The organism is Chitinophaga nivalis, from assembly GCF_025989125.1.
GTDB lineage: Bacteria > Bacteroidota > Bacteroidia > Chitinophagales > Chitinophagaceae > Chitinophaga > Chitinophaga nivalis.
Genome location: NZ_JAPDNR010000001.1, coordinates 213,316 through 231,686, shown reverse-complemented (window position 1 = coordinate 231,686; position 18,371 = coordinate 213,316). Strand labels below are relative to the sequence as shown.

At 48.1% G+C, this 18,371-nt stretch carries 14 protein-coding genes; 6 read left to right on the top strand and 8 right to left on the bottom strand.

Going from position 1 to position 18,371, the window contains the following annotated elements; translation table 11 throughout:
- The first annotated feature begins 32 nt into the window (after positions 1-32).
- Together OL444_RS00910 and OL444_RS00905 are read left to right on the top strand one after the other, a co-directional pair.
- Positions 33-1,883 carry a 2-oxoacid:acceptor oxidoreductase subunit alpha gene (locus tag OL444_RS00910; protein ID WP_264735130.1) on the top strand — a complete coding sequence of 617 codons (1,851 nt, stop codon included), beginning with the start codon at positions 33-35 and terminating at the stop codon, positions 1,881-1,883.
- 140 nt (positions 1,884-2,023) lie between these two features.
- Positions 2,024-2,617, top strand: coding sequence for a DUF6134 family protein (locus OL444_RS00905; RefSeq protein WP_264735131.1), 594 nt, complete (start codon positions 2,024-2,026; stop codon positions 2,615-2,617).
- 71 nt (positions 2,618-2,688) lie between these two features.
- On the opposite strand, the gene OL444_RS00900 is transcribed toward OL444_RS00905, so the two are convergent.
- The 7 genes from OL444_RS00900 to gldA all read right to left on the bottom strand — a co-directional run bounded on the left by OL444_RS00900 (position 2,689) and on the right by gldA (position 9,171).
- The gene (locus OL444_RS00900; protein WP_264735132.1) at positions 2,689-3,879 is read right to left on the bottom strand and encodes a Gfo/Idh/MocA family protein; all 1,191 of its coding nucleotides are present in this window, start codon (positions 3,877-3,879) and stop codon (positions 2,689-2,691) included.
- Positions 3,880-3,973: 94 nt separating this feature from the next.
- Positions 3,974-5,188, bottom strand: a complete 1,215-nt coding sequence (locus tag OL444_RS00895) for an MFS transporter (protein ID WP_264735133.1) — start codon at positions 5,186-5,188, stop codon at positions 3,974-3,976.
- A 199-nt stretch (positions 5,189-5,387) separates the two neighbouring features.
- Complete coding sequence (gene nth, locus OL444_RS00890) at positions 5,388-6,035, bottom strand: endonuclease III (RefSeq protein ID WP_264735134.1); 648 nt, start codon at positions 6,033-6,035, stop codon at positions 5,388-5,390.
- A 77-nt stretch (positions 6,036-6,112) separates the two neighbouring features.
- Entirely contained in the window at positions 6,113-6,331 is a 219-nt protein-coding gene (locus OL444_RS00885; RefSeq protein WP_264735135.1) for a hypothetical protein, read from the bottom strand.
- A gap of 119 nt (positions 6,332-6,450) precedes the next feature.
- Positions 6,451-6,762, bottom strand: coding sequence for an FtsB family cell division protein (locus tag OL444_RS00880; protein WP_264735136.1), 312 nt, complete (start codon positions 6,760-6,762; stop codon positions 6,451-6,453).
- Between the two features lie 129 nt (positions 6,763-6,891).
- The gene (gene eno / locus OL444_RS00875; RefSeq protein WP_264735137.1) at positions 6,892-8,181 is read right to left on the bottom strand and encodes a phosphopyruvate hydratase; all 1,290 of its coding nucleotides are present in this window, start codon (positions 8,179-8,181) and stop codon (positions 6,892-6,894) included.
- 75 nt (positions 8,182-8,256) lie between these two features.
- On the bottom strand, positions 8,257-9,171 hold the full coding sequence (gldA, locus tag OL444_RS00870; RefSeq protein WP_264735138.1) for a gliding motility-associated ABC transporter ATP-binding subunit GldA: 915 nt from the start codon (positions 9,169-9,171) through the stop codon (positions 8,257-8,259).
- A gap of 378 nt (positions 9,172-9,549) precedes the next feature.
- Between gldA and OL444_RS00865 the strand changes: the two genes are divergently transcribed.
- The gene (locus tag OL444_RS00865; RefSeq protein ID WP_264735139.1) at positions 9,550-11,241 is read left to right on the top strand and encodes a M23 family metallopeptidase; all 1,692 of its coding nucleotides are present in this window, start codon (positions 9,550-9,552) and stop codon (positions 11,239-11,241) included.
- Between the two features lie 56 nt (positions 11,242-11,297).
- Positions 11,298-11,759, top strand: coding sequence for a thioredoxin-dependent thiol peroxidase (bcp, locus tag OL444_RS00860; protein ID WP_264735140.1), 462 nt, complete (start codon positions 11,298-11,300; stop codon positions 11,757-11,759).
- 71 nt (positions 11,760-11,830) lie between these two features.
- On the opposite strand, the gene OL444_RS00855 is transcribed toward bcp, so the two are convergent.
- The gene (locus tag OL444_RS00855) at positions 11,831-13,381 is read right to left on the bottom strand and encodes an SUMF1/EgtB/PvdO family nonheme iron enzyme (protein WP_264735141.1); all 1,551 of its coding nucleotides are present in this window, start codon (positions 13,379-13,381) and stop codon (positions 11,831-11,833) included.
- A gap of 156 nt (positions 13,382-13,537) precedes the next feature.
- Between OL444_RS00855 and porU the strand changes: the two genes are divergently transcribed.
- Together porU and porV are read left to right on the top strand one after the other, a co-directional pair.
- Complete coding sequence (porU, locus tag OL444_RS00850; RefSeq protein WP_264735142.1) at positions 13,538-16,951, top strand: type IX secretion system sortase PorU; 3,414 nt, start codon at positions 13,538-13,540, stop codon at positions 16,949-16,951.
- 105 nt (positions 16,952-17,056) lie between these two features.
- Complete coding sequence (gene porV / locus OL444_RS00845) at positions 17,057-18,232, top strand: type IX secretion system outer membrane channel protein PorV (RefSeq protein WP_264735143.1); 1,176 nt, start codon at positions 17,057-17,059, stop codon at positions 18,230-18,232.
- Positions 18,233-18,371: the final 139 nt, after the last annotated feature.

Below are 18,371 nucleotides of genomic sequence, written 5' to 3'. Positions count from 1 at the left end.
TCTTTATAAAGAATATTTTAAAAGAATAATAGATGCCTAATACTTCGATTCAACAGCTGGAGGATGTAGTGATAAAATTTGCAGGCGACAGTGGAGACGGGATGCAGTTAACAGGTACCCAGTTTTCAAACAATACCGCTTTATTTGGTAATGACCTGAGCACATTCCCCGATTTTCCGGCGGAAATACGTGCCCCGATAGGGACCCTGCCAGGCGTGAGCGGATTTCAGCTTCATTTTTCTTCTAACAGAATATTTACCCCGGGCGATGCCTGTGATGTACTGGTAGCGATGAATGCTGCCGCTTTAAAAGCAAACCTGAAAGGGCTGAAGAAGGGAGGAATCATCATTGCCAATACAGATGGTTTTGATTCCAAAAACCTGCGGCTTGCCAACTATCCGGAAGGGGTAAACCCACTGGAAGACGGCTCACTGACTGATTATCAGCTGCATACCATGGACGTCACCAAAATGACCCGGGAAGCGCTGAAAGATATGAGCATGGGCATGAAGGAGAAAGACCGCGCCAAAAACATGTTCGTGCTGGGCTTCCTGTACTGGTTGTATGACCGTAACATGGAAAACACCGAAACCTTCCTGAAGGATAAATTCGGCAAAAAACCAGATATCCTGGAAAGTAACCTGCGCGTACTGCATGCCGGCTATAACTTCGCCGATACGGTAGAAGCCTTTACCACCCGCTACCGCGTGGAAAAAGCCAGAATGGAACCAGGCACCTATCGCAGCATCACCGGTAATACGGCGCTGGCATACGGACTGGTAGCAGCAGCACAGAAATCCAATTTGCCGCTTTTCCTGGGTACTTACCCAATCACACCGGCATCTGATATCCTGCATGAACTCAGCCGCTTTAAGAACTTCGGTATCCGTACCTTCCAGGCGGAAGATGAAATTGCAGGGATTACTTCTGCCATTGGTGCTTCCTATGGCGGACATATGGGTATTACCACTACTTCCGGCCCCGGCGTAGCCCTGAAAGGCGAAGCCATGGGACTGGCCGTGATGCTCGAAATTCCGTTACTGATCATTGATATTCAGCGTGGTGGCCCTTCTACGGGATTGCCTACCAAAACCGAACAATCGGATCTGTTACAGGCATATTATGGCCGTAACGGCGAATGCCCGATGCCGGTTATTTCGGCTTCCACCCCGGCAGATTGTTTCGAAGCGATCTTTGAAGCTTTCCGGATTTCAGTACAACATATGACACCGGTTATTTTCCTCAGCGACGGATATATTGCCAATGGTGCAGAACCATGGCGCTTCCCTAAAGCAGCTGATTTACCGGAAATTGCGGTGAAATTCAAAACGCAGCTGGATGAAGGAGAGGAAAACTTCCTGCCTTACCTGCGCGATGAAAACCTGGTACGGCCCTGGGCTATACCTGGCACACCCGGCCTGGAACACCGGATCGGTGGCCTGGAAAAACAGAATATCACCGGTAACGTGAGCTATGATCCGGAAAATCACCAGCTCATGGTGAAAATCCGTCAGGAGAAGGTAGATAAGATTGCGGATCATATTCCGGCACAGAAAATAGAACTCGGACCTGAAAAAGGAAAAGTACTGGTACTGGGATGGGGATCTACCTATGGTGCGATAAAAAGCGCTGTACTGGACCTGCTGAGTGAAGGACATGAGGTAGCACACGCACACCTCCGTCACCTGCGTCCTTTCCCGAAAAATCTCGGTGAAATACTGCATAGCTACGACAAGGTATTGATTCCGGAAATCAATAACGGACAACTGATTAAGATTATCCGCGACCAGTACCTGATTGATGCCCAGGGTTATCACAAGATAATGGGGGTACCTATTACCAAAGGTGAACTGATCACAAAAATCAAAGAAATGCTGGCTTAGGCTGCCTGATAAAATATTATTTTATTATTTGCTACAAAAATCCTGTCCGTCGTGACAGGATTTTTTGTATTTTCCCATAAGGGGACGATTACAGCTAAATCCCCTGCCCAAATCTTGTCAGTTTAAGCCAAATCATTTGTATGTCCAGTTTTTTCCGTGTATGCTCAACGCTCATCATCGCTGCTGTATTGTACCTGCCGTCGCAGGCACAAACGAATACCTTTGAAGTAAGGATTGCCAACCACGCTGTAGGTACCATTGAAGCCAGCCGTAAAATAAACGGCGCCGCCAAAAACATCGTTATCAAAACGCGTATTCAAACCATCCTGGCCAAAATTACCAGCGACATTAACAATGAATATCATAACAATGTACTGTCTGTGTCCAAATCCAGCCGTATTTCCGGCAAAAGCGGAGAAGACAAGCAAACCACTACGCATCGTAACGGTAAAGACTATACGATTGTTTTAAATGGTAATCGATCTGTTATCAGTGATGCTGTGATAGAAGAGTGTGTGGCCGATCTGTATTTTGCAGAACCAAAATCTGTCAGCCGTGTATTCTCGGAAGCGCAAGGCCGCTTTCTAGCATTAAAAGCCGTGGGGAACGGGCAATATGAACTGGTCATGCCGGAAGGAAAGAAGAATATTTATAAGTATGAAAACGGGACCCTCGTACAGGTAGAAGTGAATCATACTTTCGGGAAAGCCCTGTTTGTTAAAAACGACCGGTAGGTGCCGCTATAAAGGCAGAAGCGAAGCTGCCGCAGGAATAACCCGGCGTCATGCCCCGCTTCTATGTATCATCAGATCGTTTGTTCGATGATCCGGCCGGATTGTTTATCCTTCAGAATCAGCTTACGTGCCCCGAAGTGAGTGGTTTCTTCTTTTACAAGATAATATTGGTCGTCATAGTCTACCAGCGTTTGCGCTTTGGCTACGCCTTCCTGTCCGCGCCATATTTCCAGTTGCACCGGCTCCCATTGTTTGCTGGCAGCACTTTTATAGGCGGCATCGAGTATGGCATTCACCACATAGCCGTCATAGAAGGTTTCGCGGGGCGCCTGCCCGTTGTCCAGTGCATTGAACATATCGGTGAACATATGGTTATAACCCAGTTCATTCAATTCGTCGCCTACCGGGAAGAGCCAGCCGGAGTTGCTCTCCGCTTTTTCCGCTACATAGTCTGCGCCTTTGCCGGTGGTAAACATGTCAAAACCGGTACGCAGGAAATTATTGAGCCAGATAGTACCTTCCGTACCCATCACCTCATCCCGCAGATCGAGGCCGCCGCGGAAAGTCCAGCTTACTTCAAACTGTCCGATCGCACCGTTCTCATATTTCACCAGGCCAATGGCATGGTCTTCTGCATCAATGGGTTTTACCTGGGTATCTGCCCAGCACATCACTTCCACGGGTTTGATATCCTTGCCGATAAAGCTACGGCTGATTTCCACGCAGTGGCAGCCTAAATCGAGGATACAACCGCCGCCGGCCTGTTCTTTGTCCCAGAACCATTCACTGTGCGGGCCAGGGTGCGTTTCCCGGGACTTGGCCCACAGAATACGTCCGAGGGCGCCTTCCTGTACGCTTTGCAGCGCTTTGAGAAACTTGGGCGTGTATACCAAGTCTTCGAGGTAGCCGTGGAAAATGCCGGCCTTTTCAACTGCTTCCAGTATCCTTTTGGCCTCTGCGGCGTTGCGCCCCAGCGGTTTGGTACAGATCACCGCTTTTTTGTGCTGGCAGCACAGCAGTACGGCGCTTTCGTGGAGGTTGTTGGGTAGCGAAATACAAACTACTTCTACCTCCGGATGGGCAATGGCCGCTTCCATATCCAATGTCCAGTGAGGAACCTGATAATCTGCCGCAAATTTTTTAGCACTTTCTTCCCGACGGGAATAGATGCTGACAATCTTATCGCGGCTACGCTGCCCCTGCAGCGAATCTGCATAAAACCGCCCGATGAAGCCCGAGCCAAGCATTGCTATTTTTGCCATAGAAATTGTTTTGCTATCAGAAATACAAAGCAGGTAATCATCTTGCTATATACAGCCGGAAGAGATACGGGTAGTATATCTTCCGGCGTTATACTCAACCTTTGCTACCAGCTGGTTTGGAGGAATCTTTGAATAATAGCAGGAATAATACCAGTACTACGGCAGCGATGCCGGCTGGTATCAGCCAGATGCCCTGCCAGTTGTGGCCACCTGGAATTTTGCGGGCTTCCACAATAGGGCCCGAAATGAGAAAACCGAACAACATACCTACACCATAGGTAGCCAGTGTAACAAAGCCCTGAGCGGAACTTTTGAACTCTTCGCCAGCCATTTTATCGGTGTAGATCTGACCGGTTACAAAGAAGAAGTCATAGCAGATGCCATGTAACACAATACCGGCAATCAGCATCCAGTAATTGCTGTCGATGTTGCCATAGGCGAAACAGGCGTAGCGGATGACCCAGGCCAGCATACCCAGTGCCAGCATTTTTTTAACACCCAGTCTGGCGAAAAACAAGGGCATCACCAGCATGAACAGCAGCTCGGATATCTGTCCCATGGATTGTTTGCCGGCGGCGGCTTCCATCCCGATTTCATTCAGGAACGGATTGGTGAAATTGTAGTAAAATGCCAGCGGTACACAGATGGCAATGGAGGCAATGAAAAACAGGCGGTAAGACGAGTCTTTCAACATGCGGATGGCATCCAGTCCGAGGATTTCGCGGACAGATACTTTGGTGCCTTTTTTAGCCGGTGGTGTTTTGGGCAGGCTGAAACTGAACAGGCCTAACAGCAAAGACGCTGCCGCCGCCATTTTGAAGGTGGCGTCCAGGTGGTTTTGTTTCTCCCAGTTGAGCCATCCGATGAGCAGGCCGGCAATGATCCAGCCTACGGTACCGAATACACGAATAGAAGAAAATTCCTTGCTGGGATCTGTCATCTGGCGGAAGGAGATGGAGTTGACCAGCGCGAGGGTAGGCATGTACAGGATCATGTAGAGCAGCAGCAACGGATAAAAACTATCGAAGCTTTGCATGCCGGAGCAGATCCATAACAGGGCGGAGCCTACGATGTGGATAGCACCCAGAATCACCTGGGCCGAAATAAAACGGTCTGCAATGATGCCTACAATAAACGGGGCAATCACGGCGCCGATGGATTGTGTAAGAAAAGCTACGCTTACCTGTGTGGCATTGGTATCCTGCAGATTTTTGAGGACAAAAGTGCCCAGCGTAACAAACCATGCTCCCCATATAAAGAATTCGAGGAACATCATAAATGACAATTGTAACCTGACGGCTGATTTCATAACGTAGATGCTTTATTAATTTGGACCTTAAAAGACCCCTTAAGATAGCAAAAATTAATAATTGCCCGGAGAAATTAATGACAGAACAAAATAAACCACCAGCGTCTGCGAAGGGCGGGTGGTATGCGGTTTCCGGGCGCAGGCATACGACGCTGCCGGAGCAGGAAGCGTACAAAGAAGATACAGCAGGGAGGCGGTATTATTGCGCTTTGATCAGCTGGCCGTAATATTTGCAGGCAGGCCTGATACCACATTCCCCACATTTGGGGGTACGGGCCACACAGGTGTACCGGCCGTGCAGGATGAGCCAGTGATGGGCTACATGGACTTTTTCTTTCGGAATGTATTTCAGTAACTGCAACTCTGTTTGCAGGGGCGTTTTGGCGTTGGTAGTGAGGCCTATTCTGGCAGATACGCGGAATACATGGGTATCCACGGCCATATTGGGTTGCTGGTGTACCACGGAGGTGATTACATTGGCTGTTTTACGGCCTACCCCGGGAAGTTTAACCAGTTCCGCTACGGTGGCTGGTATTTCTCCGTTAAAGTCAGCTACCACCATCTGTGCCATCCCGATCAGGTGTTTGGTTTTATTGTTAGGATAGCTGATGCTGCGGATCAACGGAAACAAGTCATCGAAGGTGGCGTTGCTCAGGGCGTATACGTCCGGATACTGTGCAAATATGGCGGGCGTGGTCAAATTGACCCTTTTGTCGGTGCATTGGGCAGAGAGGATGACGGCTACCAGTAGCTGGTAAGGATTGTCGTAAATGAGTTCGGTCTCGGCATTGGGTGTATGTGTCTCGAAGTAATGGAGCACATATGCAAAACGCTCTTTTTTGGTCATGCCGTAAAGATAGGAAAAATGGAAAAGCAACTGCGTGCAGGAATACACAACAGCAGCGATAAAGGATTGACTATATACTATTTATGTTCCTGTTTGGCGGCAGCGTAGTCGAAGATCTGCTGCAGGGTGGCAGCCCGCGGAAAGTAACGGACCTGATTCAGGGCCGCTCTGGTATCTTCAAAAACGGCCTGTTCTTCTTCCGATAATGCTATTTCATCCATATCCATATGAGTGGTGAGGTCATTATTGGTAACAAGACACAGGTTAGAAAATACAGTTAGTGTAGAATTACTCATGCATTATTATTTTAATACCAAGAATAAGGTTCTATTTTATAACGACAAAAGCGCAGAATCTATTGTTAAATTAAGATAAATTTTTAAGACGGGCAAAGCTGTGCAGTCAACAGTCAGGGTTATGGCTTAGGGGCTGGTGCGATAATAAAGAGGTCTTCATTATCTTTTTTCATATAGTATTTTTCCCGGGCAAATTTTTCCAGTTTTTCCGGGCTGGAGAGCAGTTCCTGTTGTTCTTCCCGTGTGGATTTTATCTCGTTGATAAAGAATTCTTTTTGTCCTTCCAGCTTGTTCTCTTCTGATGTGAGTTGATAATTGTACATCAGGTTGGTCTTATCCAGAAAAGCGATCCATATAAAAAATGCAGCGGCAGCAATAAAGAATTTGTTCTTTAAGTATCGCGGTATTTTTATGGATTTCGGTAATGGCATATGCTGCAAATTACGAATTAGGAATTAAAAATTACGCATTGGCAGGAAGATATTCGCGAGGGTTTCCCCGGGCTGTTATCTGCTTACCAATGCGCAATTATTTAATACCAGTGGTATTATTTCAATCTGCTATTTTTTTACACTGATGGCGTTGGTAGGATAGATCGCTACTTCACCCAGTTCTTCTTCAATACGCAGGAGCTGATTGTATTTGGCCATACGGTCGGTGCGGGAAGCAGAACCGGTTTTAATCTGACCACAGTTCAGTGCTACGGCGAGATCCGCGATGGTAGTATCTTCTGTTTCGCCGGAACGGTGGCTCATGATAGAAGTATACCCTGCTTTATGCGCCATATTTACGGCATTGATGGTTTCAGTAATAGTACCGATCTGGTTTACTTTAACCAGGATGCTGTTACCGATTTGTTGATCAATACCTTGTTTCAGACGCAGTACGTTGGTAACGAACAGGTCATCACCCACCAGCTGTACGCGGCTGCCTACAGATTCGGTCAGTTTTTTCCAACCTGCCCAGTCATCTTCCGCCATACCATCTTCGATGGAAACGATCGGATATTTATTGCACCATTCTGTCCAGAAAGCCACCATTTCATCGCTGCTGATTACTTTCTGAGAGCTTTTGTAGAATTTGTAGGTGTTGTCTGCTTCGTTGTACATTTCGCTGCTGGCTGCATCCAGGGCAATCGCTACCTGTTCGCCCGGGGTGTAACCTGCTGCTTTGATAGCTTCCAGTACTGTTTCGATAGCTTCTTCATTGCTCTGGATTTCAGGAGCAAAACCGCCTTCGTCACCTACGTTGGTGCTGTAACCTTTCTTTTTCAGTACCGCTTTCAGGTGGTGGAAAATTTCCACGCCCCAGCGTAAACCTTCGGAGAAATTAGGCGCACCTACCGGAACGATCATAAATTCCTGGAAATCAATTTTATTATCCGCGTGTGCACCACCGTTGATGATGTTCATCAAAGGAATAGGCAGGGTAAATGCGTTTACACCGCCGAGGTAACGGTACAGTGGCTGGTTGCTTTCGTCTGCTGCTGCTTTTGCTACCGCCATGCTCACCGCCAGGGTAGCGTTAGCGCCCAGTTTGGCTTTATTGGGAGTACCATCAAGAGCAATCAGGTGTTTATCGATACCAGCCTGGTCTGTAACTTCCCAGCCGATCAGTTCTTCTGCAATGATTTCATTTACATTCTGAACGGCAGTCAGTACGCCTTTACCCATGTAAACACTTTTGTCATTATCCCGCAGTTCTACGGCTTCATGCTTACCGGTAGAAGCACCGGAGGGCACTGCAGCACGACCAAAATGACCATCTTCTGTGGTTACATCTACCTCAATCGTAGGATTACCGCGGCTATCGAGAATTTGCCTGGCATGAATTTCTGAAATGAGACTCATAATAAGAAAAGTTAAAATTGTTAGCTATTAGCTTATTAACTACCGGTGTTTAGCGCAAGGCTAACCACCAATGGCTTAGGAGCGTTTCGTCAGTTCCCGGAAAATGGTTTCCAGATTTTGTGAATTGCTTTGCAAAGAAAGTATGTTCCGGTTATTTATCAAAGCGAATTGTAACAGGTTTTTTCGCACATCGTCTACTTCGTTGGTAAACAATTGCCAGGACTGATCTTCCCGGGCTACTGCACGCGTTACACCAGGGATGGTCAACAGCTCGGATGCTGTAACGGTTTCGCCGAAGGTAACGGTTATCGTGCCGTTTTGTGTGTTATTTTTCTGTAAATGGGATAGCTTGTCATCCGCAATGATCTGCCCCTTATTGATGATAATAACCCGGCTACACAGTGCCTCTACTTCCTGCATGATGTGGGTAGAAAGGATCACGGTTTTGTCTCTGCCCAGTTCTTTGATCAGTTGCCGGATATCGGCCAGCTGATTGGGATCGAGCCCGGTAGTGGGCTCATCCAGGATCAGTACTTCCGGATTATGCAGTAATGCCTGCGCCAGCCCAACCCGTTGCCGGTAGCCGTTGGACAGGGCACTTATTTTTTTACCGGCCTCCGGCTGCAGTCCGGTCTGGCTGATAACTTCCGAAATCCTGGCGGAGGTAGATTTTCCCAGCTGATGGATGCCGGCCACAAACTCCAGGAACTCCCGGATATACATATCCTGGTATAAAGGATTGGATTCCGGCAGGTACCCTACACGCTTACGTACTTCCAGGGATTGTTCTACTATATCGAAACCACATACACTGGCCTTACCGCTGCTGGGCGGCAAAAATCCGGTAATCATTTTCATCGTGGTGGATTTTCCAGCCCCGTTGGGACCCAGGAAACCCGTGATTTCTCCTTTTTTCAGTTCAAAGGAAATCGCATCCACGGCCCGTTGTTCGCCATATACTTTACTGAGTTGTGATACCTGGATAGACATGAATGATGGTACATTTTGCGGAAGCTAAAGTAGGAATAAAAAATCAGGAATAATAATCAGGGGCAGCACCCGGGTACGGCAGCAATGGTGGCTGGCTGCCAGTACATGGAGGAACAGGCTATAGATATACAAACGTAAACGGATATACGAAAAATGAACCGGCCGCCGTTGACCGCAAAATCGTACCGGTGCTCATATATTTATTCAGTATATATTTATCGGAATGGCCGCGACATTTTATGGAACAATAGCTGTAGATTGGCTATCACGCTATGTTTATCATCCGGCGAAGCCGGGTAAAACGGATCTGCAGTATTGTTTACATCCGGAAAATACAGGGGAATGTCTGATAGGCGGTTTTCCCTACATTTGCATATTATGAAGAGAGTTATTGGTTTATTTTGCTTACTACCGCATTTGTTGCAGGCACAATCCATTCCTGAAAAAAATTATCCGCAAGGTTATTTCAGAAACCCGCTGGCTGTTCCTATTGAACTGGCAGGCAATTTTGGTGAACTAAGACCGAATCATTTTCATTCCGGCATGGATATTAAAACCCAGCAACGGGAGAACCTGGCCGTGCATGCAGCAGCAGAGGGTTATGTGAGCAGGATAGGGGTGTCGCATACCGGTTTCGGTAATGTGTTATATGTGACTCACCCTAATGGCTACACGACTGTATACGCCCACCTGAACAGCTTTTTCCCGGCATTGCAGCAATATGTGAAACAGCAGCAATATAAGGCGGAAAGCTGGGCCAGCGATCTGACGATTCCTGCTGGCATGTTTCCCGTGAAGAAAGGTGACTTCATTGCCTGGAGCGGTAACACGGGTGGTTCTGCGGGTCCTCACCTGCACTTCGAAATCAGAAATACCGCTACCGAAAAGCCGTTAAATCCGTTGCTTTTCGGCTTTAATATTGAGGATACCCGCGCTCCGGAAATCTTTCGCATTGCGATATATGACCGGGAGAAAAGTATCTATGAGCAACAGCCTTTAATGGTGCCGGTAAAAAAAATAGGGGAAAGCTATGTGACCACACAGCCGGTTATAAAGGTGAAAGCTGCTAAAGCCGGGCTGGGCCTGAATGCGATAGACCGCATGAACAATGTACCCAACACCTACGGCATATACGAAGTTACCCTGCTGAACAATGGTGTGCCGGATATTGACTTCCAGCTGGATAACATCGGGTATGAAGAAACCCGTTACCTGAACGCACATATTGACTATAAAGTAAAGAAAGGCGGTGGCCCTTACTTACAGCTGTTGTTTTCCGTACCCGGCAATGAACTGGACATCTACCGGGAGCTGAAAGGTGATGGTACCATTTATCTGGGCGATGGCGCCGTGCATGATGTAAAGCTGCTGGTAAAAGATGCCTACGGCAATACCTCAACGGTAAAACTGGCGCTGCAGCAGTCCGGTGAAGAACAGGGAGAGAAGGTATGTGCCAATACCATGTATCCGGCTTCCCGCAATATTTTTGAAAACAATCAGGTCGAATTTTTCCTGGATGAACAGGCCCTGTATGATAAGATCTGTTTTAATTACCAGGAGATTCCGGCTACCAGTGCTAAAGATTACTCTAATACGTATCGCCTGCATACCGCATTGATACCCGTGCATGATTATTTCTCCGTACGGCTGCGCGCCCTGCGTAATGTACCGGAATACCTGCAGTCTAAAATGGTGATGGTACGGGAAGGACAGGGGAGCAGTGTTTCCGGCACCACCCTGGAAAATGGCTGGTATAAAGGCACCTTCCGGGATTTCGGTAACTTCCACCTGGAAATTGATACCGTTGCGCCCAAAATAACACCAGTAGGCGTAAAGCCCGGTGCGAATCTGGCCAAGGCTACCAAATTATCTTTTGCCATCAATGATGCCAGTGGTATAAAAAGCTACCGCGCAGAGCTGGATGGTAAATGGTTGCTTTTCTCCCGCAGGGGTAACGTGCTGACCTATACGTTTGACGAAAATTGTCCGGCAGGTACACATTCCCTGGTGCTGAAAGCAAAAGATGCAGCGGGTAATGAAGGTGTATACCGGTTCTCTTTCAAGCGATAGAAATTATTCTCTTCACAAATTGACAATATCCATTATTCATATCTAAAAGTTATTATATGGCAGCATTAAAAGAAGGCGATAAAGCGCCGGTGTTCAAAGGGAAAGACCAGCATGGTAAAACCCTGTCATTAACCGATCTGAAAGGAAAACGGGTGATCCTGTATTTTTATCCTAAGGATATGACACCGGGATGTACTACCCAGGCCTGCAATCTGCGGGATAACTACACGGCATTGCTGAAAAAAGGATATGCAGTCGTAGGCGTGAGTACCGACAGCGAACAAAGTCACCAGAAGTTTATAGAGAAATACGAATTACCTTTTACCCTGCTGGCAGATGAAGATAAAACCATCGTGAACCAGTATGGTGTATTCGGAGAGAAACAAATGATGGGTAAGACGTATGATGGTATATTCCGTACTACTTTTCTGATTGATGAAAACGGCGTAATTGCCCACATCATTAAGAAACCGGATACCAAAAATCATACAGAAGAGATACTGGAGCGCTGGAAATAATGATGGTATTATCCATAAAAAAAATACCCCCTCACCATATGGCGAGGGGGTATTTTTTTATGGATAACTGATTATCGTTTTTGTCTTTGTTTCTTGAACAGGTTACCTGTTTTGAACTTGTTACCTTCAGGGCTACCTACACGGTCCATGGCGCAACGGAAACCTACGGTGTTGGTGGCCATGTCTTCCTGCATGTAACGGCGTGTACCCGGAGAAAGCCAGTAAGCACGGTCGTTCCAGCTACCACCTTTGATCACGTGTGATTTGTCGTTAATCAGGGTAGTGATGGCATAACCATATTCTACCTGCGACATCGAGTCACCATCCAGGTAGTTGATTACATCCCCTTTCTGGTAGTTCAGGCGGTTAGCACTTTCTTCGTCGGTCACATCACGCATTTTCAGACCACCCAGGCTGTCTTTTTCAAACTCCTTGTTTTCGTTCTGATAAACAGTCTGGAATTTGTTACCACGGAAGTAGTTGAAGTCTTCCCCGTCGATTGGGTTCAATGGTCTGTACACGTCGAGTACCCACTCAGAAACGTTACCGGACATATTATAGATACCGAATGTGTTCGGGAAGAAGGAGCGGATCGGACCCGGGATAGACGCACGGTCATTCAGACCACCGGCCACACCCATGTTATCACCGGAACCGCGTTTGAAGTTGGCGAGGAATTGTCCCTGCCAGTTACCTCTGCGGATATCACGTAAACCACTGGTGTTGGTACCCCAGGAGTATACCTGTTTGTTCATGATCAGCTCTTCCCCGTGTTTGCCTTCTTTTTTGGAAGGGCCCGGGTTCTGGCCTACATAGCCCAGTGCGGCATATTCCCACTCAGCTTCTGTTGGCAGGCGGTAAGCCGGTAACATGATACCATCTTCAAAGATGGCGTTACGAGGCGTTCCGTCGGCATTCTTAAACTGGTCTTTGGTGCCTTTGGACATTTTGCCAGGCGTACCTTCGTACAGGCCGGCAGAATAAGATTTGGTATCGAAAGTGTTGTCGTCTGACTGGTTGGTAACATCCGCTTTGGAAAGCAGACCTTTGTCCATCAGCAGTTTTTCGTTCACACGGTTAGAACGCCATTTACAATAGTCAGCAGCCTGTTTCCAGGTCACACCTACTACCGGATAGTCGTTATAGGCCGGGTGGCGGAAGTAATATTCTACCAGCGGTTCGTTGTACGCCAGTTCACTACGCCATACCAGGGTATCCGGTAAAGCATTGCGGTAAACATCAGGGAAGGACTCGTTGTAAACACGGGCCAGCCAGTAAAGATATTCCCGGTAATGTACGTTGGCAACTTCGGACTCGTCAATGTAGAAAGAGGATACTGTAATACGACGCGGAATGTTGTTCCAGTCGCCCATTACATCCTGCTCAGTGGCGCCCATGGCAAATGTACCACCTTGTACAAACACCAGGCCCGGACCGGTTTGTTGGTCTTTATTCTTGGCTACGCTGAAACCGCCCATCTTCGGGTCGTTATAGCTCCAGCCGGTAGCAGAAGATGCTTCTTTCTTTTTTCCGAAAAGTCCCCCGCCGCCCTTGTTACAGGCACTCATGGATAGCATTACGCTGGTACCTACGAGCAATGATAAAGAGGTTAATCTACGCATGCGATACAGCTTTAGTCGATTATATTTACAGTAAACGCAAATGTACTCTTTTTTATTTTATGGCGAAAAAAATTAATTTGTAATTTGCTGCCATTCGTGCGCGCAGCAGCCGTCGCTGCTACATTTGCGTTCGTGATAATCCGGGGGATTAAGATAATGAAACTCAATGGTATTTTCCTATTACCGCTATCCGTTTTTTTGCTGGTATACCATCTTACCTGCGCACAGACAGGCCAACGGTCCTATAAAGCACACTCCGTACTGGCAACCGGCAGCTGGCATAAGCTGGCGGTAAGTGCCGCCGGGATCTATAAAATAGATGTACCGCTGCTGCAGCAACTGGGTATCAATACCCGGGAGGTACCCGCTGCGCATATCCGGTTATTTGGAAGCGGTGGCCGGATGTTGCCGGAAGCAAATAGGTCTGACCGTTATGACGACCTGCCGGAAACGGCCTTGTATATTGCCGATGGCGGCGATGGCTACCTCGATGGCAACGACTATCTCTTATTTTACGCGCCTGGCGTAGACCACTGGGATTTCGACAACAGCTTCAAAACCTTCCATCACCAAAAACACCTGTATAGCGATACGGCCTGGTACTTTCTGAATACCGATGCCCCTGGCCTGCGGATAAAACAAGATACTGCCCGGATCGTACCCGGTACCCCGGTGCATACATTTGATTACCTCACCTTTTATGAGCGCGACAGCCTCAACTTCCTCAACAGCGGTAAACAATGGTGGGGGCCGGAGTTCGGCAAAGTGGCCGGGCTGCAGCAATCGTATGCTTTTACACTACCGGCGCCTCCGGCAGGCCCGGTAACCGTGCAATTCCGCGCCGCTGCCCGCGGTGGCTCCGGCAGCAATTTTAATATCTCTGTTAATGGTACGGCTGCCGGCGGCATTTATCTGTTACCGGTAACCGGTAATATATTTGAAGGCGTGGCCACAGCAGCTACGGGCGCAGGCTCCGTAGCCGTTGCCGGGCAGGCATTGCAGGTAACTGCTGCCTTTGAACCGGGAGATGTGAATGCCCGTGGATGGCTGGACTACCTGGAAATACAGGCCCGCTGCCGGCTTACCTTACCCGCTGCGGGGATGCTGCTGTTCCGGGACAGCCATTATACAACCGGTGCTTTGCCTGCTACCTATACACTGCATAACGTACAGGCACACACGCAGGTGTGGGAGGTAACCGATCCTTTACACCCGGTGGCGGTTCATTTTAAACAACAGGGCGACTCCCTGGTGTTCAATGGAAAACAGGATCAGCTGCGCGAATATGTGGCCTTTAACAGCAGCGCCGCACAATTGCCGGTAGTAGCCGGGCCGGTAGCTAACCAGGACCTGCATGGTACAGGCCCGGCTGATATGCTGATTGTTACAACCACCGCCTTGCAGGGACAGGCAGAAAGGCTGGCGGCCTGGCACCGCTCCCGCGAGCAACTGACAGTATTGGTGACCACAGTAGATAAGATCTATCAGGAGTTTGCCGCCGGTGCTCCGGATCCTGCAGCCATCCGCGATTATGTAAAAATGTTTTACGACCGGGGACCTGCTCCCCGTTACCTGCTGTTGTTGGGGGCCGCCTCCTACGATTATCGTCAGCGCACCCGGCAGCATAGCAATATGGTGCCTTCCTGGCAAAGTGAAGCCTCCCTGGATGCGATACGCTCCTATGTATCAGATGACTTTTTCGGGCTGCTGGACGACCAGGATGATATTACCCGTGTGGATATCCCTAATTTGCTGGACATCGGTATGGGCCGTATTCCGGCAAGGGATGTGGCAGAAGCTGCCCTGGCAGTGGATAAAATTATCCGGTACGGACAACCGGCAACTTTAGGCCCATGGCGGAATCAGGTAACCCTGGTGGCAGATGATGAAGATGATAATATACATTTTGATGCGGCAGAAGCCATGAGCCGGATTATTACGAAAAGCCGCTACCCCGCAGATATAGATAAGATTTACCTCGACGCCTATCCGCAAACAGCTACCAATGCAGGCAGCCGGGCGCCGGAAGTGAATAAGGCCATCGATACCCGGATCAATAAAGGTTCGCTGATATTCAACTATACCGGACATGGAAGTAATGCCCGGCTGGCGGAAGAAACCGTGCTGGATGCCGGCAATCTGCCGTACTGGCAAAATGAAAACAAATTACCGCTGTTTATTACGGCCACCTGCGATTTTGAACCGTTTGATGATCCAGGCATTACCTCCATCGGCCACAAGGTATTGCTGCAACATCGCGGCGGAGCTATTGCCCTGATGACCACCACCCGGGCGGTATTTTCCTATGCCAACCAGGTGATGAACAGCAACTATATGAAGGCCGCCTTTACACCACAGGCAGATGGTACTTTACCGGCGCTGGGCACTGCTGCGATGCTGGCGAAGAATATGACCTATAGCAGCTCCGGTGATATTATCAATAACCGGAAATTCCAGTTGCTCGGCGATCCGGCTTTAACGCTGGCTTTTCCGGCATACCGGGTAATTACAGATTCCATCAATGGTAAAGCTATAGCAGTGAGTCCGGATACCTTGCAGGGCCTGATGCATTATACCCTGAAAGGGCATCTGGCAGACGTACAGGGTAACCCCCTGCCGCGTTATGAAGGTACCCTGTATACCACGATCTTTGATAAACCGGCCACCTTACACACGCGGGGCAACGATCCCCGGAGTAAAGCTGCCGCCTATACGTTGCAGCAGCAGGTGCTGTTCCGGGGAACACAAACGATTACCGGCGGACAGTTTACCCTTGATTTTATAGCGCCGGCAGATCTGGCAGCTGGCAGCGGAAAAGGGAAAATCAGTTATTATGCTTCCGATGGACAGCGGGATGGCAATGGTTTTTTTGATCACTTTACAACCGGTGGTATGGCCGGGTATCCGCCGGCAGATATAACCGGGCCGGGCATCAGCGTATGGCTGGATAAATACAGTTTTCAAAATGGTGATATTGTTGGTAATGATCCGTTGCTGATAGTGGAACTGGCAGACAGCAGCGGCCTTAATATTTCCGGCAACAACCGGGAACATCTGATGGTGGCTATACTGGACGGGACAGAATATTTTGTGTTAAATGATTATTTTGAAGCATCTTTGAACAGCTATAGAAGAGGGGTGGTACGTTTTCCGTTACAGGGAATAGCTGCAGGAACACATAGTATTACTATTAAGGCATGGGACACCTACAATAATGCCGCCACGGTCACCGTTTACTTTAAGGTGGCAACACCCGGAGAGCTGGCAGTAGAGGAAGTAGGAAACTATCCTAATCCGTTTCATGATGGAACACGTTTTACTTTCCTGCACAACCAACAGGAAGCATCCTTGCAATTAACGTTGCAGATATTTACCTTAGAAGGACGCCAGGTAAAAATAATTCGTCACACAATAATATCAGCTTCCGGCCGTTTTGATGGCATGCCTTGGGATGGACGTGGTGACTCGGGAGCTAAAATGTCACCAGGATTATATATTTACAGACTAACGATAACGAATATTAGTAGTGGCAAAACGAGGGTAAAGGGCGGTAAATTGGTATTGTTTTGACCTATGCATGAAAGAAGTAGTGTGCCGTAATTTCCTATTAACCCCTTTCTGTTTTATATTGATAAATAAAATTATTTTTACATCCTTATCAAATCCGAATTCTGCATGATCCGAAAGTTAACAATGGGCCTTGTGTTCATTTACGGCACTTTCACCAGTTTTGAAACCTCAGCTCAGATAGACTCTCCTGGTCAGCTTGATGGCCGTACGAATACTATTAACACTGCAGTCCCTTTCCTGAGAATTACCCCGGATGCCCGCAGCGGCGCTATGGGAGATGTAGGGGTGGCCACCGCTCCGGATGCAAACTCCATCTACTGGAACCTGGCCAAACTACCTTTCGCAGATACAAAAACCAGGATTTCGGCTACCTATACGCCCTGGTTAAAAGAACTGGTGAATGATGTATTCCTGGCTACTGTAAGTGGTTACACACAGCTGGATGAATTCCAGGCAGTATCCGCATCATTGCGTTACTTCTCCCTGGGTACCATCAATTTTACGAATGTTACAGGTCAATCCATCGGAGATTTCCATCCGCGGGAGTTTGCCCTGGATGCAGGTTATTCCCGCAGACTGTCTGATCATTTTGCAGTAGGACTGACCGGCCGTTATATTTACTCCAACCTGGCCGGCGGACAATCTGTGAATAACGTAACAATAAAACCCGGTAAAGCTTTTGCCGCAGACATTTCTGCCTTCTATACCAAAGATTTTGAGAAAGATGATGGGCTGGCCAATAAACTGAACCTGGGCGTAGCCATCACCAATATTGGTACTAAAATTTCCTATACCAGTTCTGCACAGAACAAAGATTTTTTACCAACGAACCTTGGTCTGGGAGCAGCTTATACCATGGCGCTGGACGAGAATAATCAGCTCACCTTTGCCCTGGATGTCAATAAATTACTGGTACCTACGCCGGATAGTAACGGCACCTACAAAAACAAAAGTTCCCTGGAAGGTATGTTCTCTTCTTTCGGAGATGCCCCCGGTGGATTTAAAGAAGAATTACAGGAGCTGATGTATTCTGTAGGGATGGAATATTGGTATAGTCAGCTCTTCGCAGTGAGAGCCGGTTACTTCAATGAAAATAAAAATAAAGGCAATCGTAAATACTTTACAGCCGGTATCGGTGTAAAGTATGATATATACGGTCTGAACGTGTCTTACCTGGTGCCTTCGGGTTCAGGTATCCAACGGAATCCGTTGTCCAACACCCTTAGGTTTACCCTGACCTTCGACCTGGGTAGCAGAGACGAGAGCCGGACAGGCTGGTAAAAGATAATGCTGCCGGTTTGATATGGGCCTGGCGCTACCGTTGTAGTGATCAGGCAGCCCCTGGCCGGCTTACAAATAATACAACACCCCATCCCCCCCGCCATATAGCGGGGGGGATTTTTATATTTATTGGCTTACC